This is a genomic window from Bradyrhizobium sp. CCBAU 45384 (genome assembly GCF_028128665.1).
In the GTDB taxonomy this organism is placed as follows: Bacteria; Pseudomonadota; Alphaproteobacteria; order Rhizobiales; family Xanthobacteraceae; genus Bradyrhizobium; species Bradyrhizobium manausense.
The window spans coordinates 104012-129521 of record NZ_LBIZ01000007.1 but is presented as its reverse complement, the minus strand read 5'-3'; the positions used below and the strand labels follow the sequence as shown (position 1 = coordinate 129521).

Sequence of the window (25510 nt, the reverse complement as noted above, 5' to 3'; positions counted from 1 at the left end):
ACAAGGCGGCCTGGCCGCTGGACAGCCTTTGCGCGTTTGCAGCGCGCGAAAATCCGCGGCGGGGGTTCCTGGTCGTATCCCGCGTCCTAGGGCGCTATTTGCCCGCCACGCCGCAGATGATGCGGCAGAGCGCCCGCGATCTCGCGGCGCGGCTTCCTGACGATCTGCCGGGGCCGGTGCTCGTCGTGGGCCTGGCCGAGACCGCCGTGTGCCTTGCCCAGACGGTGCACGAGGAATTTCGCCTCGCAACGGGCCGGGTCGACATCCACTTCCTGCATTCGACGCGACAGCAACTGGATCATCCGTTGCTGTGCCGCTTCGAAGAACCGCACAGCCATGCCTCCGCGCATCTGATCTACAGGCCGGCGCTTCCGGAGCCGCGATCACTGGTATTGGTCGACGACGAGATCTCGACAGGAACGACCCTTTGCAACCTCGCCCAGGCGCTCGCCACTGCTTGGCCGCGGATCGAAGCGATGGCGGTAGCAACGCTGACCGACTGGTCGGCCGGCAAGGCGTGGCAAGCACGCATGCCGCGTCCCACGCGCATCGCGGCGCTGCTGCGCGGACGCATGGAGTGGACGCAGGAGACGACGACGGTGCTCAACAGCGCATTCGATACCGCTGCCGCTTCACTCGGGCGCATGGCGACGCATCGCAATTTCGGTCGGCTGGGACTCGACGGGCCCGTCGTGCCCGAACCCGATACCGCTGTGCCCGAGATCCTCGGCCCACTGCGGATCATCGGAACCGGCGAGTTCACCTATCCCCCCTTCCTGCTGGCGGAACGACTCGCAGAAGAAGGGCATGATGTCGTCGTGCAGGCGACCAGCCGAAGCCCCGCACTCCCCGGTGCCGCGATGGTGACCAAGCTCCGCTTTGCCGACAATTATGGAACGGGCGTGCCCAATTACCTCTACAATGCCGACCGGGCCGATGGCCGCGCGAACTGGATCGCGCATGAGACCGGCGCGGCGACAATCGACCCCGGGCTGATTGCCGCTCTCCGTGCCGAACTGATCGGCTGGACGGCATGACGCGTGCCATCGCCCTGGTCGATCTGGACGACACACTGTTCCAGACGCTGCGCAAATGCCCGCCCGATTTGCCGGCCGACCGGTTGACGCCGCTGGGCTTCGCGCGCGACGGATCGCCGCTGAGCTATGCGACCCCTCAGCAGATGCAGTTCCTGGAATGGCTGGCCGATACGACGCATCTCGTCCCCGTCACCGCCCGCAGCCTGGACGCATTGCGGCGGGCGCGCATTCCATTCCGCGCAGCGGTGTGCGCGCATGGCGGCGTCGTGCTGGATGACAGCGGTCAGGTCGACATGGACTGGGCTGCGACGATTGCCGACCGCGCCGCGCCCTTCGCCTCGCAGCTTGCTGGCCTAGCGGAGGCGATCAGGCGCAGGGCGCGCGACCGCGGCATCGCGGTCAACGCCCGTGTGCTGGTTGAGGACGCGCTGCCACTCTACATCGTGGCCAAGCATGAAGATGCGGATGCCGCGGCACTTTTTGCGGTGGTCGACGCTGCCGTGCCGTCCTTGCCCAAGGGCTGGACGGACCACCGCAACGGCAACAACGTGGCGCTGACGCCACCCTATCTGGGCAAGGCCCATGCGGTGGCATATATCCTACCCGACCTCCGCGCACGCTTCCCTGATGCGCCGGTGATCGGCATCGGCGACAGCCGCACCGATGCGCCCTTCATGGGCCTTTGCGATTTCGCCATGATGCCCACCCGTTCGCAGCTGGCCGGCGGCATGTTCCATGCGGACTGAGGTTCCGTTCTCGGGCAGCTACGACCCGGCCGACGTCACCTTCCTGCTCAAGCCAGTGGTAATGGCCCCGACTTCCGTCGCCGAAAAGGAAGCGGCGATCCAGTCCGGCCGCCAGCACTATTCGGAGATAATCGCGCCGGAGAGGGTGCCGGACGACAGCTATCTATCCCTCTATCACGCCGCGCTTGCGCGGAACGGTGCCCGCCTGGCGCAGGATGTCGCCACCCTCGCTGCGCAGCTCGCCGCACGCAGGCCGGGGCGCGAGCTGGTAATCGTCTCGCTGGCGCGTGCTGGGACGCCGATCGGCGTCTTGCTCGCGCGGACCTTGCGGGCGCACGGACATCGCGCAGCCCATTATTCAATCAGCATTATCCGCGATCGGGGTGTCGACCGCGTCGCGCTCGCGCATATCGCCGGCCGGCACGATCCGCGAGACGCGGTGTTTGTCGATGGCTGGACCGGCAAGGGCGCGATTGCCGGCGAACTTCGCGCGGCCCTGGCCAATGCGCCATTAGGCTTCACACCGGACTTAGCCGTGATTGCTGACCCTGCAGGACAGGCAGACATCGCCGCGACGGCGGATGATTATCTGATCGCCCCGGGCCTGCTGAATGGCATCGTTTCGGGCCTGGTCAGTCGCTCGATCCTCAACGCCGCGTTGGTGGGGCCGGGCGATTTCCACGCCTGTGTCACCTACCCCCAATATGCCGGTGCTGATCTCTCACGTGCCTTCGTGGACACGATCGCGCCGTTGGCCGCTGCGGCGATACCGCAACCGGTAGACGGGCACGGCGCCCGCCGAGCGGCGCTGAAACAGGAATGCGAGGCGATGATGCGGCAGTTGCTGGCGGAAAGCGGAACGCATGACCGCAACCGGATCAAGCCCGGCATAGCCGAAGCCACTCGCGCCCTGCTGCGGCGGGTGCCGGAACGGCTGCTGGTTCGCGATTTCGAGGACGCCGATGTGGGGCACTTGCTCTACCTCGCCGCCGCGCATGCCATTCCGGTCGATACGCTGGGCGGGGAATCGCAGTATCGCGCGGTCGCAATTATCCGTAGCCTTGGCGACGATGCATGAGCCGGCTTTCCGCCCTCGCCCTTGGCGCATCCTTGTATATGCCCTGCACCCGCGAGGATCTGGCCGATGCGTTGCTCGGGGGCTCACCTCTGAGCCCGCTGTGGGCGAATCTCTACTTTCGTCGGCCTAGCGCACCGCCGAGGCTGGTGTGCAACACGCCGATGTTCACCGCCCCCTCGATAGCCGGCTTGTACCTGCCAAGCAGGCTCTCGGGTGCATGCGGCTGGGCGAAGCTCAACCCATGGATCACGATCGGGGTGCAGCCGGGCGCGCGATTGATCTCCACGGCCTCAGCGCGTCCCGTCAACACCTTCACCGAATCGGGCAGCACCAATTCCTTCGTGATTTTCGAGATGGCGTCGTGATTGCCGCGGACGATGAATACCTTGATACCAACCGCGTCCAGGCGCCGAAACTGCTCGGCGAGGAATCGCACCGTCTTCATCGAAGTCTGCTCGCCATCATAGAGATCGCCGGCGATCAGCAGAGCGTCGACCAGTTCTTCAAGACACAGATCGATAATCCGCACGAAGGCTCCCGCGTGGCATTACCGATCACATCCGCCAACCTCCCGTCGCGGAGCGCGAGCGAGCGCAGCGGCGAGTCTAGGTGGACATCCGCAGCATGGACGAATCGATATGACACCACTCACTTATCCCCAGTTGCATACTCGGAAGCTTACGTTCCAATCGATACCCATGATATTCGAATGTTTGGACGTGGTCAGGATATCCGTGGAAATCTACGGAAGCGCAGCGTCGTCAATCAGGAGGAAGAAATGGGTGGGAGCCGATTGATGACGTCTTGGAATGGTCAAGAAGCTCTTGCCCTGGAAACAGGATGCCCTAAGGCTTCTCCCGATCAGCAATGAGGTCGATGTCAATGAATTGCTAGCACCGGTCAACTCCACAAGGTCTATTGGATAGGTAGCAGCATGCGAACGCATTCATCAATGACATACTCGGGGATGCTCTCGAACTTATGCGGATTGAGCTGCATCACGTACTCATTCTCGATGTGGTACGACTCGTTGATAAATTTCCGGATCACATCATCGTCATGTTCGATATTGAAAATCCGGAACAGCTGGATTTTCTCGTAGCCGACATCCGTGGCCGCGAATTTGGCGCGGATGGCGTTCACGTCGTTCACCTCGGCGACCAGCGCATCATAGTTGAACCCTGGTAGGTGCTCTTTTCGGATACTTTCCTCTGCTGCCTGTTTCTCTTCCGGGGTCATGTTCCGGTTTTCAGTTGCCGTCTGCAGCGTGGGAACGACGCGGCCTTTGAATAGGCTTGCCAACAGATTGTACTCCACGCCGACTTCATCACGCAGTTCATAATCGCGCCGGAGATAAATGGCCTGCAGGATTGGGTCCTGCAGCGTGGCGATGTTAGCCCTGCAGACCCTGGCAAAGGTCTGGATGTCTTCCCTTGCGATCGGCACTTCTTTCACGATGCCGCCGCGCGAAGAAAGAAAAGATGCCGATGGTTTTGCCCCCTGAAACACCTCCTTGGTACTTTTGATAACATCGATGGCGGGCTCGATGTCGTGGGTCAGCAAAAGCGTGGTCCGCCCTCTCAGGCTAGCCTTGCCCTGGAACAGCTCGTGCAGGATGGCGAACTTCTTGCTCTTGTCGAACGACGAAATGGGGTCGTCCAGTACCACCAAATCCGGACTTTCGCTCAGCACTTGGTGCATGAAAAGAACCAGGGCGAAGGCGTTCTTTTCGCCGTAGCTCAGATGCTTGGACGCAGTTTCCAGATGACCGGCCAGATCCTGGTGCACCAGCTTCATTTTGTAGGATTGTTCCTCCGGAACGATCTCTACGACGTATTTGTACCCGGCGGAATTCAGGAACGTGTTGATGCTGACTTGGTTGGCCTCTATCGCCTTCTTGATCTTCGCCTTGTGCTTGTTGACCTTTCCGGTCAGGTCGCCAACCTTCGTAAGCAGGTCTTCAAGCTGCGCATTGACAGGATCTGTGATGCTCCGGGTCCCTGGGGAATCGAGCTTGTCCATGAGCGCTAGGTCGATCTTCAGCGGGGTGATCTTCTCACGGATTTGGTCCACGTCTCGCAGAGAGAAAAAGGAGAATGGCCCGGAGACCTTCCAGCTGGGTGATCATGCCGTCGATCTCAGCCTTGAGGCTCATAAGGAAACTTACCTCGGCGGCGGTCAGGTCAATCTTGGTTTTCGTTACCTTCTGCAGATTCTCGCAGCACTTCTCGCTGAAATATTTGCCGAGCCTTTCGATGACCGCCTTGAGCGTATTGAGGTGACCGACCGCCGTGGCGTCGAATTCCTTCTCGACTGCGAGGGCTGCATCTTTCTGCCCCTCACCAACAAGCGGGGTCGCGCAATAGGGACAATTGTCGCCCAGCTTTAGATACTCGTTGCCTTTGATCTGCCAGCTGATCCACTTGGACGGCTCCTGGCTTTTGATAAAAGTCTCGAAGGGCTTCAGTGCCTCAGGAATATTTTCGGTCTTATTACCGGTGCCGAACGCTTTATGAATCTTGCTGTTCTTCGGAATGTTGCCGGGCTTCGATTTGCCGAACGCATCCCGCAATTCCTTGAAATCGGAAATGGTCTGTTCGATTTCTGTATTGTTGGTGAGCGTCTGCTTCACGCCAGCCAGCAGAACGTCGATGGCGTCCATCGCAGCGACATAGTCCGGCGTTTTGATGAAGATGTCGAAGCTGTTCTTAAGGACTTCGTCTTTCTGGAAAACGAACTGCTGGACGTAATCCTCATCGAAGACAAGGGCGGAAGCTCGACCGTCAATACCCCGCACAGACGGCGGCGGTGCGTCCGCCTTGCCTCGGCTTTTGAAGGGCATGAGGTCACCGAGCGTACCATCTCCGCGAATTTGGCTGACAACGGCCTTTGCCAAGGTACTTTTGCCAAGGCCGTTGGGCCCGTATTTGATGTTGAGCGTACCTTTCAGCACGCTGATTTCGGCACGATCCACGCTGTTACAGTTGCTGATGACAACAGTTAGTTGGGTCATGCCAACGTGCTCCGGTTCAAGGGAGGAGGGACTATGAACCAAAAGCTCCGACTTGCGCGCAGCAGGTAAACTCAATCCCCAAGAAAACTCAAAATTATCGGAGTTGGCGGGTCTGGGACGCCTTCGGCAGTTTAGCTGCCGCCGCGCTGTAACCGAAGACATAGCAGATCGTAACTCGAACTTACGGGCATCACAGCTCGCAGCGGCTACGACGCCGAGCTCGGCCGAACCGCCTATTGCGACCGGTTTTCCGCGGGTCCGGAATATCCCGTTGCTCGACAGAGCACGTAGAAGTCGTCCATGTCGATGTGGATGACTTTGCGCTGGCAGGCCCGAAAGCGACGCGCCGATCAGGATGGGTGATGTGCCGCGCTCAGTCCGGGAATTGCCCTTGGTGGTGCGCAGTCTTGTCGAAGGCGCTGGGCATCACATCGAACGAGTGTTTTTAGGTGCTGTCGAGAAATTTATCCGCTGCCCGATGACGTCAGCGTCTAATCGGGCATTCTTCCTTATCGGGCCGCCAGCAGACGACAGGCGAGCTCGCGCCCGCCCCACCGCATCGAGAAGGTCTCGGAGACCTCGAACCAGCTGCCGTCGTTGCCGATGCCATGATTGGCGCCCATACAGGAGCACTGGCATTCGTGCCCCTGTGCTTCCTGGCACGCCCGCGCCCAGATCTCCTGTTCGCGGTAAGGCTGGATGATATAGACTTTGCCGTAGCGCTGCAGTGCCCGATCGACGAAGTCGTTGAACCAGGATTTCGGCAGCTCCCAATAGGCGTCTGTCCCGATCCACTCAGGCGGCGTTCGTCGCCCGTTCGGCAGCAAATGGCAACCGCGCCCGAAGCCGTTCGCCACGCCCAGTTCGGCGCAGCACAACAGGAATCTGCTTCTGCTTCCAGACGTACCTGAGGTCGAGCCGCGCCATAGGAATCTACCTCGAATCACGAGCGATCGCCCGAATTGCCGGCATCATACTCGATCCCACTCTTCGATCGTCCGCGTAAAGAGCGGCGTGGCGGGCTTCTTGTCCACGCGGGGACCGGAATTTTTGCAATCTCAGCGTCGATAAAACAGCACGCGACCGGTGGGGACCAGCTGAAGAAGGTAGTCGAAATCCGCAACATTGGCGGTGAGAACCGTGAACCCGGCCTCTTGGGCTTGCAAGAATAGAACGCAGTCCTGAAGCGCGCGAAGCTTGTCGTCCTTCTGATAGCCTTGCAGCCGGCAGAGCATGCCCGAGAGGAGCGCGGCGCGGCCAGCGATGTCGGCATCCGGTGCAAAGATGCGGTGAAGCGGCATGCTGGCGATCAAGGCGCCCATCTGCTTGATGGCCACGGGCGTCCCGGGATGCCTGGGATTCAACACGCCGACCGTATGCATCAATTCCTGGATGGCGACAGTTGAATGATTGGGGTGCCGGAGCTCCAATAGGTCAGCGACGACACGCGGCGCGCGTCCCTGCAGGCCATCGATGTAGACGCAGGTATCAAGCAGAAGCTCCTGTCCGGCCTCAGGTCGATCGCCAAGGAACGGGAGTTCGCGGTCAGAGCGCCTCGCCAAGGTCGCGCCGGGATCGAACCGCGCCCAGCGAAGCGCAGCCGCGAAGTCAAATTCCGTCACCTCAGAAGCCGAGCTTGAGGTCGGGGTCGACCGACCCCATTGTCTTCTGGAACGTCTCGCTGAACTTGTCATCGAGCGCGAGGCTGGCGAGCGCAAACTCGATGAGATCCGTGTCGGTCGCGATACCGGTCTGCTGCTTCGCCCGCTGGATCAGCTCCGGGCTGGTGCGCCCTGCGATCCGCGCCCTCTTCTCTCCGAGCAGTCCCGAATGTTCTGCCGCAGTCATGATGGCGGTCACGCGCGAGACCGCACCAACCCCGGCCGTACCGATCTTGGTATCTTGGCCGACCATGGATCGCTTGCCGCGGAATGTGGACTTCTTTGTGCTGACTTTCGGCATCAAATGTTCTCGTGTAACAAATTTCGCATTTGTTTAACATAACGACTCCGGCGTATCCATTCAAGTCGCAAGGGTGGAATCGTCGCAGATGATCTTCCCTCAGACGACAGCTGGGTCCATAGCAAGCGGACCTTCCGCTCACTCGTCGCCTTCGATCGCACCTGCCGCGATGTCCTCAATGCGACCCGACAGGATCCGGAAACTCCCCGGCCAGCATTTTGTCCTTGCTGAGCAGGCCGGCCTCCTCGAGCATTTCCATGTCCGGAAGATCGCACAGCGTCTCCAGGCCGAAATGCGACAGGAACGCCCTGGTCGTCACGTAGGTGTAGGGGGCGCCGGGCTGCGGGCTGCGCGGCCCGGCAGCGATGAACTCCAGTCCGCGCAGCCGGGCGATGGTATCGCGGCTCACCTCCTTACCGAAGAAGGATGACAATTCGCTGCGATTGATCGGCTGGTATAGGCGATGCAGGCGAGAAGCAGCGCTTCGGTCTGCGACAACGTCTTGCCATCGTGACCGGCACCGATCGACGCCCGGATTGCCCCGGCGAAGTTTTTCCGCGTGCGGTGCTGCCAGCTCCCAGCGACCGCAACGAGCTCGTAGGGCCGGCCGCGCAGCTCATCACGGATGTCGTCGATCAGAAGGTCGATGCTGCAGTCGCGGCCGACAACGCGCGCCAGAACCTCGCGCGTCACCGGGGCGGACGAGGCGAAGATCACCGCCTCGACCCGGCCCATCCATTCGCGCCAGCGCAGCTCCGGCGGCAGGTCAGTGAGCTCAGTGTCGAGATCGTTCTGAGTCGCGCGCGCCGTCCCATCTCAGAGCCCGTACAATCGGAAGGTCGGCCGGCCGGTGAGCTCGCGCGTCGCGCCGAGCGAGACGAGCCGCTGGAACAGCCGTCGCGTGCTGCGGTCGGTCCCCATCTTGCCGGCGCCGGCGATCTGGGCATCTTCCACCATCAGGATCCCCACCCTGATGGCAGCGTCCTTGCCCCGCAACTTCGGCGCAACCGCCAGCAGGCGTGCCGCCCGCCGTGCTAGATCGTTGTAGAGGTCGATCGCGGCCACGGCGGCCGTCACCGCACAGAGCGCGCTCATGAAGACGGTCTCGCCCTCGAAGTGCTGCGGCGCTTTGCGCAGCGCGCCGCGCGACAGATGGGCCGCGAGCAGCGGCACCGGCGCTGGCCAGCGCAGCTGGTGGGCGAGGACCGCATCGGCTAGCCACAGCGGCGGCACCAAGTCGTCGTTCGGCAGCACGCGCCTGCTCGCGGCGATGATCTCCGCGGCAGCCAGCACCGGCATGACGTGCTGCTGCTGCGTATGTCGGCTGGCAAGTCCGAGGATCTGGTCCGTCAGCGAGTTGAGGGGATGGCCGAGTGCGGGTGCCAGGGCAAAATTCCACTGCTCCACGTCACTGGAGGCGCGTTAGCCGAGCTTGCGCCAGGCGGCGAGAATAAGCCCGCCGGGACCCGGATTGTCGACATCGCGGCGCAGGTACCAGTGGTCGCGCAGCACCGCCAACGAGCGATAATGTTGCCTTATCGTTCGTATTTCGTAGGATCCCTGCTTTCAGCGCCGAGAACTTAGAAAATCGCGCTCCGGAAGCCCTCCGCACCGTTTGAGACCCCCGCGGCAAGAGATCGCGAAAGCTTGCCCAAAAAGGCTGGCACATCGCGGCGCAACGCCGTATATGGTAGAATATTGACAAATAGGAACCAAGGAGCCTAACAGTGGCGCTAAGCATCAAGGATCCCGAGACCGAACAGCTCGCGCGCAGGCTGGCCGAGCGCACAGGCGAATCCATTACCACCGCAACAAAGCGAGCGTTGGAGGAGCGCTTGCGGCGCACAAGTTTCAACGCTCGCAAGGCCGCCCTTTTGGAGGATTTGGAAGCGATCCAACGGCGCTGGAATGCCCTTCCAGTTCTCGATAACCGCACCCCTGACGAAATCATTGGTTATGACGAAAACGGCATCCCCCGCTGATGGTAATAGACACATCTGCACTTATTGCGATCGCCTTCAATGAACCGGAAGCCAAAAGCTTTCGCGAACGCGTCGCGGACGATCCGGTTCGCCTCATCTCGGCCGCGACCGTTTTAGAAGCTTCAATCGTGATCGAGGCGCGGCTAGGCGAAGCAGGGGGTGGGAATCTCGATCTCTGGCTGCACAGGGCGGACGTCGAGATCGTTCCCGTGACCGCAGAGCATGCCGACCAGGCCCGCCGGGCCTGGCGTCGCTACGGGAAAGGTCGTCACCCGGCCGGATTGAATTTCGGCGACTGTTTTTCCTATGCCCTGGCCTCGCTCAGCGGGGAGCCCCTGCTGTTCAAGGGCACCGACCTCTCGCAGACCGACATCAAGGCGGCCTGACGATGAACACACTCTCTCCCCGCAACGAAAGCCTTCCCATCACTTCAGAGACCGTGCGAGAGACGGGCGAAGCACCCTCCCCTGCTCTCCCCTCCCCTGCCCGCCCATCTGGAACAGCTTGCCGATCGGGCCCGCAGCTATGTCGACGCCGCGAGCTCGGCGAACACGCGCCGGGCGTACACTTCCGAATGGAAGCACTTTTCCGGGTGGTGCCGGCGCCAAGGCCTCGAGGTGCTGCCGCCCTCCCCGCAGACGGTTGGGCTTTACATCACCGCCTGCGCCTCCGGCGCGGCGACGGCCAATAGCCAGGCGAACTCGGTTTCTACGATCGAGCGTCGGCTCTCAGCCCTGACCTGGAAGCGGGACACCGCTGGACCGCACGGATCGGCATATCGCGACCGTGCTTGCCGGCATCCGCAACGCCCATGGCGCCCCGCCCCGGCAGAAGGAAGCCGTGCTGCCGGAGGACATCATCGCAATGCTCGAGACGCTCGATCGCGGCACCCTGCGGGGCCTGCGGGACCGCGCGATGCTGCTCGTCGGCTTTGCCGGCGGCCTGCGGCGCTCGGAAATCGTCGGGCTCGACGTCCATCGCGACGACACCCAAGACGGCCAAGGCTGGGTCGAGATCCTCGATAAGGGCATGGTCGTCACCCTGCGCGGCAAAACCGGCTGGCGCGAGATCGAGATCGGCCGCGGCTCGTCCGACGCGACCTGCCCGATCGTTGCCTTGCAGACCTGGCTGAAGCTCGCCCGGATCGGCCATGGGCCACTCTTTCGCCGGGTGACCGACCAAGGCAAAGACGTCGGTCCGGATCGCCTGAACGACCAACAGGTCGCCCGGCTGGTCAAACGCGCGGCACTGGCCGCGGGTGTCCGTGGCGATCTGCCAGAGGGTGAGCGCGAAGAAAAATTCGCTGGGCATTCTCTGCGCGCCGGCCTCGCCTCCTCGGCCGAAGAGGAAGAGCGCTACGTCCAGAAACAGCTCGGTCACGCCAGTGCGGAGCAGACCCGCCGTTACCAGCGGCGTCGCGACCGCTTCCGGGTGAATCTCACCAAGGCCGCCGGTCTCTGATGCCGCTCCCTACCAAGGCTGTCAATCGGCGTTCTACTGGGGCTCTGACGCAGTTTTGGTGCAGCTCCGATTATTCTGCGCCGATTAGAGCGAGTTGGGGTCGAGTTGAATCGGAGGGATTGAACGAAGCCGCTGGCGCGGCATGTAGGGAGGCATAGCAAGGATTGCCTCCTGTCTGAGAGGATTGCGGGTTTTCGAAGCCCACCCCGTTAGACAGGAGGTTTTCCGATGGCTGAGATCAGTCCGCTTCGCCGCCGCATGATCGAGGACATGACGGTCCGCAATCTGTCACCGGCGACGCAGCTATCCTACCTCAACGCCGTAGCGAAGTTGAGCCGATATTTCGGTCGTTCTCCCGACAGCCTCGACCTGGAGGATATCCGCGCCTTCCAGGTTCATCTGGTTGCGACGGGGATGTCTTGGCCGGCGCTGAACCAGATCGTCTGCGCGCTGCGGTTCTTCTACGGTGTGACGCTTGGTCATGACACCGTTCCGGAGCGCATCGCCTATGCGCGTAAACCGCGCAAACTGCCGGTGGTGCTGAGCGCCGACGAGGTCGTCCGCTTCCTGAAAGCAATCCCGAGCCTCAAGAGCCGTACCGCGTTGACCATTGTCTATGCCGCAGGCTTGCGCGTATCGGAAGTGGTCCTCTTGAAGGTTGTCGACATTGACAGCCAACGGATGTTGATCCGGGTCGAGCAGGGCAAGGGCGGCAAGGACCGTTACGTAATGTTCTCGCCGCAGCTTTTGAGGATTCTGCGACATATTGGCGGCTCACTCTGCCCAAACGATGGCTATTTCCCGGCCGCGACGACGAGCGTCCACTCGTCCCAAATGTGCTGTACGCCGCCTGTCGCTCAGCCTGTGCTGCGGCTGGCTTGAGCAAGTCGGTGACAGTGCATACGCTTCGGCACACATTCGCGACCCATCTGCTGGAAAACGGGGCCGACATACGCATCATCCAGGTGCTGCCCGGCCATGCCAGTCTGGCCAGCACGGCGCGCTATACCCAAGTCGCCACAAAGACCATCAGCAATACGCCAAGTCCACTTGACCGGCTCCGCCTGGAGGTCGTGCCGCCCGGCTGAGCCAACCTGATGGCTCCGGTTCTGGAAGTGGCGGATATCTTCCGCCGCTACGGCGAAGCGTTTCGGCAAGCTCGTGCCGGACATCTGGGCCGCGCCGAGCGGCGCGTCATGGGCGCAATCACGGCATGCCGGACGGCTGTGCTTGGCGGCCACATCGAGCAATGCGACGACTGCGGTGCCACCCGGATCGCCTACAACTCCTGTCTTATGGGCAAAGCCGGTAATGGGGAGCTGGCCGTTATTTGATCGCGCTCCTGCACCAATCACCGCCAACCCCGCTCTCCATTACGAGGTACGCCTGAGAAGTTCGATCAGCTGGTCGGTGGGCTGGAAGACGCCGCGCCGCAGGTGGGGCGGCACGATCGCCTCCATCGCATCGAGCTTCTCGGTTGGATCACCGTTGTCTCAGGAGCCAGTGGCTTGCACGACATCTACGGATCCGCGCTCGCAGCGCAGCCGGGCAAGTCGTAGGGGGCGGCCAAGTAACAAAGCGAGCTCACAGCTCATGGTCATGGCGGCCTGCCACCGTTTCGTGCTCCAGCGCCCTATCCCGGCTTCGACAGACTAATCCGGACGACCAGTCCTCTCCACCGGGTTTGAGCGCTGAAAACATCATGCCCTTTAACAATTGCGCTGAGCGTGCATTGAGAGGCATTGTCTTGGGAAGGCGCAACTGGACCTTCGCTGGCAGCCAACGTGGCGCCGACCGTGCCGCTATCATGCTGACGATGATCACGACCTGTCGCCTCAACGACGTCGATCCCAAGGCTTGGCTCGCCGGCGTCCTCGCCCGGATCGCTGATCTTCCCACGACGCGTCTGCGCGAACTGCTGCCCTGGGAATGGAAGCGCCTGCACCAAGCCGGCAAGTCCGCCGATCAGCAAGCCGCCTGACCTTCACGCAACGCCATCGTAGAACTCGCCGTGCTCGCGCGCATGCGTCAATCAGGCGGCCTTCGTCGTATGCGTACGGCTCATGAGCCGCGCAATGGAAGCACGCGTCGCGGCGGCTTCGGGGTGCGCGTGACGCCGAAGAACCTGGCGCGCGAGGGATCGAACGTGTCGCTCGCAATCCCGAGTGCCTTCGGCTGCGTGCGGTAACGATCGCAGGAATCAAACCTGCAACCGCAGCGCATCAGATTCTCGGCATGCCGGATCGAGAGGGTCAGTCGCCTTTCGCGTTGGCAAGCCCATGACGGCCGTGCCCGAGGATATTGGCGAACGGCGGCAGCGCTACGTCTGTCTCGCCTATCAGGACGATCCGCTGCGCGATCCCGCCGCCCGCAAGTGGGCGGAGATGGCCTCCGGCCAAGTAGCCTCGAAGGAAATTTGCATCGGTATCCAGGGGAGCTAAGGCCGATTGTCGGAGTCGTTGCTCGTAGGGCTCCTCCTTTTTGCCGAATTTACACTGCAACCTGTGCGCGACACAGAACTTCGTTGCACTTGCCACTCGGATCGCCTACAGAAAGGGGTGGGAGCTGGAAAATGAATGACAACGCGCCTTCAGCGCAAAGCGATTTGCAGGGACTTAGGTTGATCCGCGCTTTTTTCCGGATACGCGATCAACGGGCCAGAGACCAACTTGTCGAACAAGTCGAAAGGCTCGCCGCGGGCGGGTCGGTTTTGAGCCCGTCAGGTTCACCTGATTTCGCCGAGCATCCGGCGGACCCTCTCAGTTAGTCTCTGCACGCCTCCTTCGTCACCAACCCCACAGGCCGCGTTCCAGTGCCATTCCCGTCTGCCCTCGTTGCAAGAAGCCGACGACCTTGTCCGCAAAGTCGTGATGGTAAGGAAGCCCCTATGTGGCATTGCTTCAAATGCTAATCTGCCGATTAATCCCGCTCTGATCCAGTGCCGCGACAGGGTTGGGTTTGTGGCTCTGCCTCGCAAGAGCTAACGCGTTGCGTCGATGTCTGGTGTTCCTGTCCGAGGACGAGAAGCGGAACTACTCGATGGGTGGCGTCCAGCGCTTCAAGTCGACGCAGATGCTGTCATCCGTCCATTCTCGGCGGTCGCGGTCTTGCTACGGCGCGGGGAGCGCCGGTCTTCGCATCGTCACTGCCTCCTCCGCTAAGAACGACGAATTGAAAAACATAGATCGACGCAGCGGGTATCGCCGAACTGGTGGATGTCGCGACGTGGTCAGAGGACGTCGATGAGTCCAAGCCGGCACCGGATATTGTTTAGTCCCGGCATTAGCCGGAGCGGATTGAGGGTGAATCGTTCGGTTTTGTCCAGGCCCTGCAGATGAACTCATAGGGTGTGAGGCCTTTGAGAGTTTTGAGTCGCTTGGCGAAGTTGTAGGCGTTGACGAAGTCTGAGAGGTGGCTGCGGAGCTCGGCGTGAGTCTCGTAGTGGAAGCGCTTGACCGCGGCGACCTTGATCGTTCGATTCATGCGTTCGACTTGACCGTTGGTCCAGGGATGTTTGGGCTTTTGCGAAAGGCCACGATGATGGCCTCCTCTACCCATAGAGAGGTGGACTTTGGCTCCTTGGGTCCTGTCTTCAGATCAGCGACGGAGCCGCGCCTCTTCCACTTGGCGACCGTTTTGGGATTGATCCCATAGCGCTTAGCCAGCGCTCTTAGGCTCTCTTGACTATTTTGTATTGCTCGACGGACCCCCTCCGTCGGTGGCGCAGCCGTGTAAAATTTGTCGCATCGCGCTTCCTTCGAATTGTGCGATAAGGATGCACCATCAAAGCCCGGGACTAAACATCTAGATGAAGTCAGGCCCCGCGTCTGCGCGGCCGGCTTCGGAGCTGGCGATGATTGCTGCACTGGCAAGAGCAATATCCCGCGCGACGGGAACCAATGTCGATGTCGAGACTCTGAAGATCCTCGTGATCTTCTCCGGCGCGGGCCTCCTGGTCTCGCTCGTGGCCGCGATGATCTACGGACAGGCGCTCAACGCCGCTCTGTTCTGAGCGCGTTGCAATTGCCGTCAGGCCACCGGTTCCTTGGAACGGCTTCGCTCACGCGGCGCCAGCGGCGGCGCCTGCTTCAGCGGAGCATCTTCGCGTGGCGTGGCGCCGCTGCCCGAGAAATGTTCGACCGGCGCAGGGCCGTTGTCGCGCCAGGCGACGAACCAGATCAGCAGGCCAAGGATTGCCAGCGCGGCGCCGACCGGTCCCGTCGAGGTCCAACCCCAACCCTGGCGAATGGCAAGCCCACCCAGGAACGGGCCGAGCGCATTGGCAGTGTTGAACGCCGAATGGTTGAGTGCGGCGGCGAGCGCCTGCGCATCTCCTGCAACATCCATCAGCCGCGTCTGCAAGACAGCACCGAGCGCGACACTGGCTCCGATGGCAAAGATGTCGATCGCGAGCAGCCAGGGATTGCCGGCCACAAGCGGAAAGGCCAGCAGCGCCACGGCCGCGAACACCAGGATGCCGCCCGCGGTCGGCATCAAGGCGCGGTCGGCGAAGCGCGGCACGAACAGATTGCCGAGCGTGGCGCCGATGCCGAAGATAGCCAGGAAGAACGGGATGACCTCGGTGCTGACCTTGGTGACCTCGATCAATGTCGTCGCGAGGTAAGTGTAGACGGCGAACATGCCGCCGAAGCCGATGGCGCTGATCGCGAGCGTGGTCCAGACCCGGCGGCTTTTGAGCGCGCCGAGCTCGCGCAGCGGGTTCGAGCGGCCGGCCTGGTCGCGCGGCGCGAACAACGCGCAGAGCAGTATCGTGAGCAGCGCCAGCACCGAGACGAGACCAAAGCCCGCGCGCCAGCCGACCGCCTGGCCGATCAGATTGGCGAGCGGCACGCCGATGATAGTGGCGACGGTAAGGCCCAGCATCACTTGGCCGACCACCCGCGAGCGGCGATGTTGCGGAACGAGCGAGGCGGCCACCAGCGCGGCGATGCCGAAATAGGCGCCGTGGGGTAGCCCTGAGAGGAAGCGGGCCGCGACCATCGAACCAAAGCCGGGCGCCAGCGCGGTGAGGGCGTTGCCGAGCGCGAATACGGCCATCAATGCCAAGAGCTGCGTGCGCCGCGCAAATTTTGCGCCGAGCACGGCAATCAGCGGTGCGCCCAGCGCCACGCCGAGAGCATAGGCACTGATCGCGTGTCCGGCCGTCGGCTCGTCGATGTGAAGGTCGGCCGCGAAGAAGGGCAGCAGGCTCATCGATGCGAATTCGGTGGTCCCGATCGCAAAGCCGCCCATCGCGAGCGAGAACAGCACGATGGCGAGATGAGGGGGCGCTGAAATGGATGTCGGTTTCGCGCTTGGCGAGGTCGCGTGAGGCGAGGCCGTCATGTGTCCTGCTTAGGTGTTTAGTCCCGGGCTTTGATGGTGCATCCTTATCGCACAATTCGAAGGAAGCGCGATGCGACAAATTTTACACGGCTGCGCCACCACGACGGAGGCGGTCCGTCGAGCAATACAAAATAGTCAAGAGAGCCTAAGAGCGCTGGCTAAGCGCTATGGGATCAATCCCAAAACGGTCGCCAAGTGGAAGAGGCGCGGCTCCGTCGCTGATCTGAAGACAGGACCCAAGGAGCCAAAGTCCACCTCTCTATGGGTAGAGGAGGCCATCATCGTGGCCTTTCGCAAAAGCCCAAACATCCCTGGACCAACGGTCAAGTCGAACGCATGAATCGAACGATCAAGGTCGCCGCGGTCAAGCGCTTGCCGCTGGATGAAAATTCAGCGGCAGGTCATACCCCACGCGCGCGCGGGAACCCAAGCTTGTCCAGTGTGCGCCTTGGCCGGAAGGTGCGATTGCTCGACCAAATGGATGATCTCGGCCTTTCCTAAGGCGATGAAACAGAAATCCGGCAGCGTCAGCAGACCAAGCGCTAAAGGACATTCGGCGGCAGACCCGCCGGCAGTATTCGGGGAAGAGGTGATTTGCATCGTGCTGGAAGGATTGCGCGGCGAGGACAGCATATCCGAGCTTTGCGCCGAAAAGACATTGCTCCTGACGGCTACGATGAACCAGAAATCCTCCTTTCGTTTGGCCGGCCCTGACAGCGAACGGGGTTACTCGGAGTACCGAGCCGATCCTCTAACAGCAGCACGAGCCGTGTCGGAATCGACGTCCGACCTCGCAATCGCGAAAACAGGCTCGGAAGGAGAGGTTCGCTGATTCGGTGAGGGCGATGCGTCGGTGACCTGTTACGAGGCCAGACCCGACTCGCTATCGCCTTATCGTCGGATCCGCTCGCCGGCCATGACAGCGTTGGCGCCATCGCTGAATCCAAGGAACCCGGACGTTCAGGTGAAGAAAAACCGCCAGGACATCGTTTCCCCCGCCCGGCTTGTTGATCCTGACGTTACGTCACGTTGTATGAAGATTGGCCTCTGGCTTAATTCGGCGCTGCGCGCGTCGGTCCACGCATGCAGCCAGACCACCTTCGACAATTAAGAGGTTCAAGCGATGCTATTCTTCTTCTTGCTCTCGATCGCTTTCGCTATCATCGGCACAATTTACGCCGTGAGCGCATGGTGTTCCCGCCGCCCGCGCAGCCGCAACTTACTTTTAGTTCGTCCCACACACAAGTCTAAGCGGAAAGAGGGCTTGCAGCGTTTAGACTAGGTGTTTAGTCCCAGACTTTGATGGTGCATCCTTGTCGCACGATTCGAAGGAAGCTATGGGACAAATTTTACACGGCTGCGCCACCACGACGGAGGCGGTCCGTCGAGCAATACAAAATAGTCAAGAGAGCCTAAGAGCGCTGGCTAAGCGCTATGGGATCAATCCCAAAACGGTCGCCAAGTGGAAGAGGGCGCGGCTCCGTCGCTGATCTGAAGACAGGGCCCAAGGAGCCAAAGTCCACCTCTCTATCGGTAGAGGACGAGGCCATCATCGTGGCCTTTCGCAAGCATACCCTGTTGCCGCTCGACGACTGTCTCTACGCTCTTCAGGCCACGATCCCGCACCTGACCCGCTCATCGCTTCATCGATGTCTTCAGCGCCACAGCGTTTCGCGGCTGCCGGAAGATGGCAAAGGCATCAAAACGCAAGTTCAAGAGCCACCCAATCGGCTACTTCCACATCGACATAGCTGAGGTCCGCACCGCCCAAGGCCGGCTCTATCTCCTCGTCGCCATCGATCGCACGTCGAAGTTCGCCTACACAGAGTTGCACGAGAAAGCCACCAGGCGCGTCGCCGCTGGCTTCTTGCAGAATCTCATCAAGGCCGTGCCTTACAAGGTTCACACCGTCCTCACGGAGGATGGCACCCACTTCACCGATCCGGGGGCCGGCATCCATGGCGACGGGCGACGTCTGTGACAACCGCCCCCGGCTCGAGGCTTTCTGCGGCAATCTGTGCCTTCAAATCATCCGGCCAGCGCTTTCGACCTGCGCCAGCGAACACTTCAACACGCCGTGACAACGGTCGTCTTATGTCGTCAGAATGGTCGCCCATTATGAGCACGCTTCCAGAAGATGACTCTTCTAACGGTGCTCTCATGACTCCGCACAAACAATCCAAAGGGCCTCGGCGCCACGCTTACATTCCAGCAGTAATAGCCCCGGAAGTAGAGGTCCAGCGAGCCGTCGCGAAGCCGGCCGGGCACTCGAGCACGCCAGGGGTCTTCCAGGGTGTGTCGCCCGTGCATCGAGGGCGGACGGGCTTCGCCGCGCGCAACCGCTGTGATGCCCTGCACGAAATCGAACACGCTTTCAGGCTTGCGCATTTGATTTGGTTGGATGACTTTGTTCTCTCAGTGCGTATGCAGTACATGTGACGTGCCCGACGTTTCGTCAGGCTCCGCGACTTTGGGCTTTGGCGAGTTTTCGCGCCACCTTCTCTGCATTTCCGCGAAGTATTTTTCGCGGTCGCTGAAATCCTCTCCTTGGGGCGAGCTCATGGTCCGTTCGGACGCCCAATGGCCCAGTGCCAACGGGTCGTATCTCTTTCGATCTCGCCGTGAATCGTTAAGGTAGTCGCGCTCTTTGGCCTCTCGCGCTGCTTGGCCAGATCGGCGACCGAAACGCCGGCCTCATGCTCCTTCAAGATTCCGATGATCTGCCCTCACTATACTTGATACTCTGATCCTCGTCTGGGCCAGAGCGAACTGCAAGCTGGATTAAGCCGGTGGGGCCAGGTCGCCAGCGGAATTGCCGGTTTGAGACACCCGTCACCGAAGTTGACCGAACGTTTATCGCAGGGCTGACAGTTGCGCTAAGACCGTACGCACCAGCGATCGACATTTTCTGTTTATAAGCTCACTATCCGTAGGCGCGCCGCTCCCGCTGGCTTTCCATATAGCAACTGCTCGCCACCACGTTCGAAATCAGGCTCGCTCTATCTTTCGCCGCGGACGACACCTTAAATTCCATCTAGCTAGACCTTGTCTCTCGACGTCTGTGGCCAGCTGCAGGGGTCGAGAGCTCGGAAGCGACCCAACACATACGTGCGGGACCTCGGACGACGACCGCCGCTTCCGATCCCACGCTGTGGCGGCTTTCCCTACGCCGGTCTGTCTCAAGCCCGCAGCGAACGGGGCCGAACCGTCTTTGCCAGACGACAAAGAGCCCATTGTGGCATCGCCAGTGCCGTTGTGTCCCGCTCCTCTCTAGGGCTGACCGGTAACAAACACCACACCCGGAGCAGAAAGCCATGCGCAGGTGACTCACACGGCAATTGGCCATCGAGACATGTCAAAAAGCCGACAAAGAAGTCGCATCCGGAACACGCTACATGGTCACAATCCGACATCACAAGGAGTATTGCGGTCTGGACGCTTCTTGGCTTGAGGGTGGGAAGGAGCAGGGCCATTCCATTTTCATCCTCGGCTTTAATCGCGACTGGTTGGAGACGATCTTCCGAGTGAATAAAGAGGAGCCACAACTTGTGACTCGTGACCTAGCAACAGGGCCACTACGGCGATGAATAGTGCGACAACCCGTACTCGTTTCAAAATTATTCGAATTGTGCCTGGCACATCGTTCGGTCATCGCAACTTCAACAAGCATCTTTATCCTCTCCTGAAAGCACCGTGAGCAGCTCGGTAGAACGTCTGCAGAGACTGACGTCTTTCTTGCTGAGACATGCAACACAATCTCGGTTTGCTTTTGCGAAGGTACTTCATTGTATCAGGATGTCGAGGAGTGTTTGAGATGGATCAGTTCTCTTCCCCCCAGGTGAAAAATGCCGTCTTGAGCGTCGCATTTGAGAAAGCTTGGAGCTTTGTCGAGAAGGATCCGCTGCTGGCACATAATCGCAAGGCCGCCCTTCAAAGCCGATTGCGCACTTACCTCGAGTATTCAATAAGAAACGGAGAACGGAATACTCTGAATTTGGCAAACGAGGCGATACGCAATTTGCGGACTGAACTGGCGCTGCCGCCCGAGCGACCACGCGCTTGTACATGGACCGGCGAGAGCGTCCGGCACCGTTAAGGTATTCAGGGCGCCTTTACCGATAGAACAATCGGGTCAGCACGTGGTCGAGCAGACTTTTCTCTACTCACGTGCGGCCCCGTTGACGAGAACGTTCCCGAAAGTTGAGGCCTGTAGCTCCTCTGGCGACCCGAGATCAGCAAGCTGAATACAGGCCTAATGGACGAGACGGGGTGGCCGCGCTAGCATTCGCTCGTGACAGGAAGCCGAATTTTTTTTAACTTCAGCTCGGCACGGGCTTGCGCAATTTCAAGCAAGAGCATTGGCTAGCATAGCCACCGCAGGCTTCGCGACCATCGATCGATGGTAGAAGCTGACGGACTTCGAGCTACACTTGTGGTCGTTCCCGAGCCAAAGATCCTGCAATCGGTCGGCATTGCCTCGCTCAAGCGATGGCACATCGAGCCGCAAGAATGACCTCGAGCGACCGAGGGCGCCATCGGTCCATCATTGTAGGGCGCCGCCTGGGTTTGTCGCTCCTTATCGGCAGAACAAGCCAAACACCTCTCAAATTGCTTCGCGTCGCAGCTCATCGTGAACAATTATGCCAAAGCACAATCCGCACGGCGCAACCGCTGCCGAGCCACAGCCTCTCCATAGAAGCGGAGCAGCCTGCTGAGTTGCGCGCTCCGCAATCTGACGCCACGTACGATTGGTGACATTTGTTTCGAGGACATGTGGTGCGGCAGTTACAGCAATTCGCGTTCATGTTGTTAAACGCACGGCGCCGGGGGGCACCGAAAGGAAACGACACGCGAATGAACAAGATTCTGATTCTGACTGCAATTATGGGCGCACTTGGTGCCGCCACTCCCTCATTCGGCGCGGACCTGGCCGGCCAGCCTGTCAAGGTCGAGGCGGCACCGCTGCCGGTCGCGGCCCCGATCATCGATTGGTCCGGCTACTATATCGGCGCCAATGGTGGCTGGGGGACGAGCAGAAATTGCTGGGATTTCAATGGCGTCGCTTCCGAGGGCTGCCATAATTCGACTGGCGGTACCATTGGCGGCCAGATCGGCTATCGTTGGCACATCTTCAACATGGTGTACGGCCTCGAAGGCCAGGGCAACTGGGCCGACTTCCGCGGCGCCAATGTCAGCACCGCCTTCCCGGCAGACACCGTTGGCACCACGACAGATGCATTCGGTCTACTCACGGGCCATATCGGATACGCGTTCAATGCTGTGCTCCTTTACGGCAAGGGCGGCGCTGCGGTGACCAGCAACACCTATCACGTCAACTCGGTGACAATTGGCACAGAGATTGGCAAAAACAATGATGTGCGCTGGGGTGGCGTGCTGGGCGCCGGTGCCGAAGTCAGCCTTACGCCGAGCTGGTCAGCCGGCGTCGAGTATAACCACTTGTTCATGCAACGCAGCAACATAAGCTTCCCCGCGGCCCTTGGCGCGGATCGGGTGCACCAGGACATCGATCTCATCACGGCACGGCTCAACTACAAGTTTGGCTCGCCGTTTGCCAGATAAAGACCCTCACGCGCTCGCATGAATCGGGACCCCGACCGGCGGTCGGGGTTCTTTCCTCAGCTGTTCCTCTCCCTAGAGACCTCTGTCCCACTGCCGGAACAAGCGGTGCGAGCTCGTCTGAGCAAAGGATCACCCGCTGGATGCAGAGAGCCATGCACATCTCACAGACCCTACGAAGCCCCAGAAGCTCAGCCAATGCGAGATGCAGACTTGCCCAAAGGAGCGTTATATCTGCGAGTTCACCGAAAGCGCCATGCTCAGTTTGCCAAAAACAGTTGGCGGTCGTTTCTCAACTGAATTCAGAGAACGTCGAGGCGAGTAGCTGTCGCGACTGCTTGAATCCGACTGGTCACCGAGCTTTCCGACATGAAAATTGATTGCATTGTCGCTGATTCCCAGGATCATCCCAATTTCCCATGACAATTTTCCCTCTCCGACGCCATTTGCCGCATTCATTGCTCTGCCGGCGAATGCGCCAGGGTGATCACAGCGTCAAGCAGCCGAAATAGCGTCATCATCCTTGCTCCGAGGCGATCGACAAGTGCTCGCTGATGGCGGAGCTGGCGAAATCGGAGATCATCGCCTGTCGTCCGTGTGGATCGACTCGATGCGAACACAAGGATTCCTCCACCTTACTCATGCCGGCCGTGACGGACTGAGGGCCGCGGGACTGTGCTGGCGACAAGAACCAGCAGCACTAACGGCTAGATGCTTGGATCTGTTTATCTTTGATGGCGAAAAAACGCGGTCGCCTCCGAACGACGCTTCGCTTTCTCTCGAGTGCGAGCACGAGGAGGTCCCGGGCTCTGAACTGCGCGGTACACGTAAGGGAGAGCACGCGCTTGTCGGTGCGGGACTCGATCTGCGTCTTGTTCAGTACCAATTTCCTGCTTTCAGATGAAGACGACAGAAGCGTCATCCTTTTTCCCAATCTTGCGAATCCTCCATCGCTAACCTGTTGCTGATCGTCGGCGTGTGACAGCGTCGGTGACGCGATCGATGAGCAGCACGAAAGATCCGATGCAGACGCCATGCTCCCCGCATCGTTGTCCGGCGCTTCATCGGACCCGTCCGGCAGGCCCGGTAGAAACGAACCGAACGGGCGGAAAAGGGCCACGTCAAAAGCGCAACAAGAGATAGCCGCAGTCGCGAGACCTGCTTGTTGCGGAAGACATTTTGCATGCGCATCTCCAAAGGTGAGAGCCCCCCGGATCGGACCAGCAAGTGCCATACCAACTGTTGATTTCGCCAAAATCAATCGTCGAGAAGGGCTTCAAACGCGGACGGCTGGTTGCGAGGTAGGTGCCTCGAAGCATTCATGACATGGGGAGCGAAGGCGACAGCACCATTGCGAGCCACGACATGAGGTGAGCTACAGCAAGAAATGCAGCTCACCTCGGCAGCTCGCCTCGGCGGCCCCCTCGAGTGCCGTCCTCTCAGGGATTCAAACCCACCCCTATTGAGCCCAGTCAACCACTAACCTCGGCGATTGATGGGAGGGTCCACACATGGCACTCGCTAAGGAACTTGAACTGACCGCACCTCCGGCCGCGTGATTCGAGCGAAACGCTTAGATCCGCCCCCGAGCGGAAACCCAATTAGGCCGCACCAGATGCATCAATCATGACTGGCTTGGTAAAACAGGGCGAAGGTCGTCGCCGAAATCGGTGAAGCATGGCTTCCCTGCTCTTCGCGATCATCTCCCTGCTATATGCGAGCGTTGGCCAGGCTGGCGGTACTGCATTCCTCTCGCTAATGGCATTTTTTGGGATGTCATCGACAGAGATGCGCCCCACGGCGCTTGGTCTCAACATTGTCGTCGCGACCTATTCCACTTGGCTGTTCAACCGCAACAAGGTCGTTGACTGGACAATCCTGCGCCCTCTTCTTGTTTCGTCGATGCCAGCGTCGCTCGCCGGTGGTTTGATTGGGCTCGAGGAGCAGATGTACAAAACACTGACCGGGTTTGTTCTTCTTCTGGCGAGCGCAATGATGATCATGCAGCGCGGACGAGCTGTCGATCGCGTCGGCGAAACTCCGCTCTGGGCAAGCGTGAGCATCGGCGCGATCCTTGGCCTCGTTTCCGGCCTGACTGGGGTGGGCGGGGGTGTGTTCCTCGCCCCGACGCTCATCGCACTGAATTGGGCATCACCGAGGCAGGCCGTCGCGCTATCACCCCCTTTCATCCTGGCCAACTCCACAGTCGGATTCCTCGGAGCTGTTTTCACTGGCCAATTTCCTTCCCCTGATTTGGCTCTTTACGCAATCGCCGTGCTGGCGGGGGCGGTCGCTGGAACAGTAATCGGCCTAAAATGGTTGAGCCAGACAGCCATCAGATTCATACTGGCGGCGGTTCTGCTCGTTGCCGGCATTCAATTGGTTCGCGCTTGAAGTCGAAACGACATCTTTCATGCGGGATGCCAGCGCGGTCAGATTGAAGTACAAGGTTTCTGCAAGCTGCGGCTCAAGCCTGGTCCGAGCGCCTTGCCCAACTCTGCAAGCCGACAATACGATCGCGAACAGCCGTAGGGTCAAGCGACGGTGAGGCGGATCCGAGCGCCTTTCGGCTGATCGTCCTCGGCCGGACGGCAGCACTAGGTCGCATCCGGTTCGCGCTTCCAATCGACGGGAGGATCAACGTCGGGCAGGCCCGCCGAGCAAACGGGGCCATTCATCAGGTGCTCTTCGTCCGGCACGCTTGATTGAAGCCTCGCCAGGCCATACCCGAGATCGGCGACGCCTCACCAGGAGGCTTATGTGGAAATGAGTCTGGAGGTGCATCGCAGTGATGCGACGCCAATGAAGGCTAGCTGCACAGATATGCGATCTGACCGATCAACAACGGTGCTATCAGAAACAAAACGCCTCAACGATGAAGCAGAATAGAACGTATAGCAAATCGTTCCGAGCTCGCGTTTGCCATCAGCACGACGTCCAAGTCGTTTTGAGTCGGTGCCATGTATTTTGATCTGAACGAGACGCCGGCGAGCCAAGGCGACCCGACGCACCTTGCCGAGGGCGGTGAAGTGCGCCGGGGCTACCCCAACATCATCAGTACATCCGTGATGATGCTTGCTGCAATGAGACAAGTAGCGTGGCGGAATTGAGGCTCATTGATTTCATGCGTGAAACCAAGAACTTTTTTTCGTGAGCAGCTCCAAAAGTCTTGAATCGCACGTAGCGTCACGTGCTGCAATCGCACGTCGCGCTCTGATCTAGCAAGCTACTTATCTCCGTGACACTCCGACCTTAAACGGGAGGCATCCGTCGGTTGCAGAGCAACCAATTCGGCCTTTCCTCGTAAA

At 60.4% G+C, this 25510-nt stretch carries 21 protein-coding genes and 9 pseudogenes; 18 read left to right on the top strand and 12 right to left on the bottom strand.

What is annotated here, in order from left to right; all coding sequences use genetic code 11:
• The 3 genes from XH80_RS01105 to XH80_RS01095 form a co-directional block, all read left to right on the top strand.
• Positions 1–1037: phosphoribosyltransferase domain-containing protein (locus tag XH80_RS01105; RefSeq protein ID WP_271596980.1), on the top strand; the 1037-nt coding region annotated here is incomplete at its 5' end.
• Positions 1034–1783: a hypothetical protein gene (locus tag XH80_RS01100; RefSeq protein WP_271596979.1), complete on the top strand. Its 750-nt coding sequence runs from the start codon at positions 1034–1036 to the stop codon at positions 1781–1783. The genes XH80_RS01105 and XH80_RS01100, both read left to right, overlap by 4 nt.
• A complete protein-coding gene (locus XH80_RS01095) occupies positions 1773–2861 on the top strand; it encodes a cysteine protease StiP domain-containing protein (RefSeq protein ID WP_271596978.1) in 1089 nt (362 codons plus the stop codon). The genes XH80_RS01100 and XH80_RS01095 overlap by 11 nt, the downstream gene beginning before the upstream one ends.
• 124 nt (positions 2862–2985) lie before the next feature.
• Here XH80_RS01095 and XH80_RS01090 read toward each other — a convergent pair.
• The 9 genes and pseudogenes from XH80_RS01090 to XH80_RS01050 all read right to left on the bottom strand — a co-directional run.
• Positions 2986–3506: pseudogene (locus XH80_RS01090) on the bottom strand (metallophosphoesterase family protein); the annotation flags it as partial.
• Between the two features lie 270 nt (positions 3507–3776).
• Positions 3777–4883, bottom strand: coding sequence for an AAA family ATPase (locus tag XH80_RS01085; RefSeq protein ID WP_271596977.1), 1107 nt, complete (start codon positions 4881–4883; stop codon positions 3777–3779).
• Between the two features lie 34 nt (positions 4884–4917).
• Positions 4918–5874, bottom strand: coding sequence for a hypothetical protein (locus XH80_RS01080; protein WP_271596988.1), 957 nt, complete (start codon positions 5872–5874; stop codon positions 4918–4920).
• 135 nt (positions 5875–6009) lie between these two features.
• Positions 6010–6176, bottom strand: a pseudogene (locus XH80_RS01075) (Y-family DNA polymerase); the annotation flags it as partial.
• Between the two features lie 207 nt (positions 6177–6383).
• Positions 6384–6731 carry a hypothetical protein gene (locus XH80_RS01070; protein ID WP_271596976.1) on the bottom strand — a complete coding sequence of 116 codons (348 nt, stop codon included), beginning with the start codon at positions 6729–6731 and terminating at the stop codon, positions 6384–6386.
• A 201-nt stretch (positions 6732–6932) separates the two neighbouring features.
• Entirely contained in the window at positions 6933–7496 is a 564-nt protein-coding gene (locus tag XH80_RS01065) for a type II toxin-antitoxin system VapC family toxin (protein ID WP_271596975.1), read from the bottom strand.
• Between the two features lies 1 nt (position 7497).
• On the bottom strand, positions 7498–7836 hold the full coding sequence (locus tag XH80_RS01060) for a hypothetical protein (protein WP_271596974.1): 339 nt from the start codon (positions 7834–7836) through the stop codon (positions 7498–7500).
• A gap of 175 nt (positions 7837–8011) precedes the next feature.
• A pseudogene (scpB, locus tag XH80_RS01055) lies at positions 8012–8651 on the bottom strand (SMC-Scp complex subunit ScpB).
• Position 8652: 1 nt separating this feature from the next.
• The gene (locus XH80_RS01050) at positions 8653–9243 is read right to left on the bottom strand and encodes a DUF1403 family protein (RefSeq protein ID WP_271596973.1); all 591 of its coding nucleotides are present in this window, start codon (positions 9241–9243) and stop codon (positions 8653–8655) included.
• Positions 9244–9563: 320 nt separating this feature from the next.
• Between XH80_RS01050 and XH80_RS01045 the strand changes: the two genes are divergently transcribed.
• From XH80_RS01045 to XH80_RS01015, 7 genes and pseudogenes are all read left to right on the top strand, one after another.
• A complete protein-coding gene (locus XH80_RS01045; RefSeq protein WP_271596972.1) occupies positions 9564–9818 on the top strand; it encodes a type II toxin-antitoxin system VapB family antitoxin in 255 nt (84 codons plus the stop codon).
• Positions 9818–10204 (top strand): type II toxin-antitoxin system VapC family toxin, encoded by a 387-nt coding sequence (locus XH80_RS01040; protein WP_271596971.1) that lies wholly within the window; start codon positions 9818–9820, stop codon positions 10202–10204. The genes XH80_RS01045 and XH80_RS01040 overlap by 1 nt, the downstream gene beginning before the upstream one ends.
• A gap of 90 nt (positions 10205–10294) precedes the next feature.
• Positions 10295–11279: pseudogene (locus XH80_RS01035) on the top strand (tyrosine-type recombinase/integrase); the annotation flags it as partial.
• Positions 11280–11507: 228 nt separating this feature from the next.
• A pseudogene (locus XH80_RS01030) lies at positions 11508–12367 on the top strand (tyrosine-type recombinase/integrase).
• Positions 12368–12376: 9 nt separating this feature from the next.
• Positions 12377–12571, top strand: a pseudogene (locus XH80_RS01025) (transposase zinc-binding domain-containing protein); the annotation flags it as partial.
• A 185-nt stretch (positions 12572–12756) separates the two neighbouring features.
• Complete coding sequence (locus XH80_RS43675) at positions 12757–13260, top strand: transposase domain-containing protein (protein WP_333968627.1); 504 nt, start codon at positions 12757–12759, stop codon at positions 13258–13260.
• 298 nt (positions 13261–13558) lie between these two features.
• Positions 13559–13720 carry a hypothetical protein gene (locus XH80_RS01015; protein WP_271596970.1) on the top strand — a complete coding sequence of 54 codons (162 nt, stop codon included), beginning with the start codon at positions 13559–13561 and terminating at the stop codon, positions 13718–13720.
• Between the two features lie 788 nt (positions 13721–14508).
• On the opposite strand, the pseudogene XH80_RS43825 reads toward XH80_RS01015, so the two are convergent.
• Positions 14509–14801, bottom strand: a pseudogene (locus XH80_RS43825) (integrase core domain-containing protein); the annotation flags it as partial.
• A 331-nt stretch (positions 14802–15132) separates the two neighbouring features.
• On the opposite strand from XH80_RS43825, the gene XH80_RS01005 reads away from it, so the two are divergent.
• Positions 15133–15291, top strand: coding sequence for a hypothetical protein (locus tag XH80_RS01005; RefSeq protein WP_200469582.1), 159 nt, complete (start codon positions 15133–15135; stop codon positions 15289–15291).
• A 17-nt stretch (positions 15292–15308) separates the two neighbouring features.
• On the opposite strand, the gene XH80_RS01000 is transcribed toward XH80_RS01005, so the two are convergent.
• Positions 15309–16625 carry an MFS transporter gene (locus XH80_RS01000; protein WP_271596969.1) on the bottom strand — a complete coding sequence of 439 codons (1317 nt, stop codon included), beginning with the start codon at positions 16623–16625 and terminating at the stop codon, positions 15309–15311.
• A gap of 70 nt (positions 16626–16695) precedes the next feature.
• Between XH80_RS01000 and XH80_RS00995 the strand changes: the two are divergent.
• From XH80_RS00995 to XH80_RS00985, 3 genes and pseudogenes are all read left to right on the top strand, one after another.
• Positions 16696–16938 (top strand): annotated as a pseudogene (locus XH80_RS00995) (helix-turn-helix domain-containing protein); the annotation flags it as partial.
• 168 nt (positions 16939–17106) lie between these two features.
• On the top strand, positions 17107–17457 hold the full coding sequence (locus XH80_RS00990) for a hypothetical protein (protein WP_271596987.1): 351 nt from the start codon (positions 17107–17109) through the stop codon (positions 17455–17457).
• Positions 17458–17962: 505 nt separating this feature from the next.
• Positions 17963–18567 (top strand): annotated as a pseudogene (locus XH80_RS00985) (helix-turn-helix domain-containing protein); the annotation flags it as partial.
• On the opposite strand, the gene XH80_RS00980 reads toward XH80_RS00985, so the two are convergent.
• Positions 18560–18742 carry a transposase gene (locus XH80_RS00980; protein WP_442869089.1) on the bottom strand — a complete coding sequence of 61 codons (183 nt, stop codon included), beginning with the start codon at positions 18740–18742 and terminating at the stop codon, positions 18560–18562. The pseudogene XH80_RS00985 and the gene XH80_RS00980 overlap by 8 nt on opposite strands.
• Positions 18743–20439: 1697 nt before the next feature.
• Between XH80_RS00980 and XH80_RS00975 the strand changes: the two genes are divergently transcribed.
• From XH80_RS00975 to XH80_RS00960, 4 genes are all read left to right on the top strand, one after another.
• On the top strand, positions 20440–20721 hold the full coding sequence (locus XH80_RS00975; RefSeq protein WP_271596968.1) for a hypothetical protein: 282 nt from the start codon (positions 20440–20442) through the stop codon (positions 20719–20721).
• A 758-nt stretch (positions 20722–21479) separates the two neighbouring features.
• Positions 21480–22205: an outer membrane protein gene (locus tag XH80_RS00970; RefSeq protein WP_271596967.1), complete on the top strand. Its 726-nt coding sequence runs from the start codon at positions 21480–21482 to the stop codon at positions 22203–22205.
• Between the two features lie 1674 nt (positions 22206–23879).
• Positions 23880–24596, top strand: coding sequence for a sulfite exporter TauE/SafE family protein (locus tag XH80_RS00965; RefSeq protein WP_271596966.1), 717 nt, complete (start codon positions 23880–23882; stop codon positions 24594–24596).
• A 566-nt stretch (positions 24597–25162) separates the two neighbouring features.
• The gene (locus tag XH80_RS00960) at positions 25163–25312 is read left to right on the top strand and encodes a hypothetical protein (protein ID WP_271596965.1); all 150 of its coding nucleotides are present in this window, start codon (positions 25163–25165) and stop codon (positions 25310–25312) included.
• Positions 25313–25510: the final 198 nt, after the last annotated feature.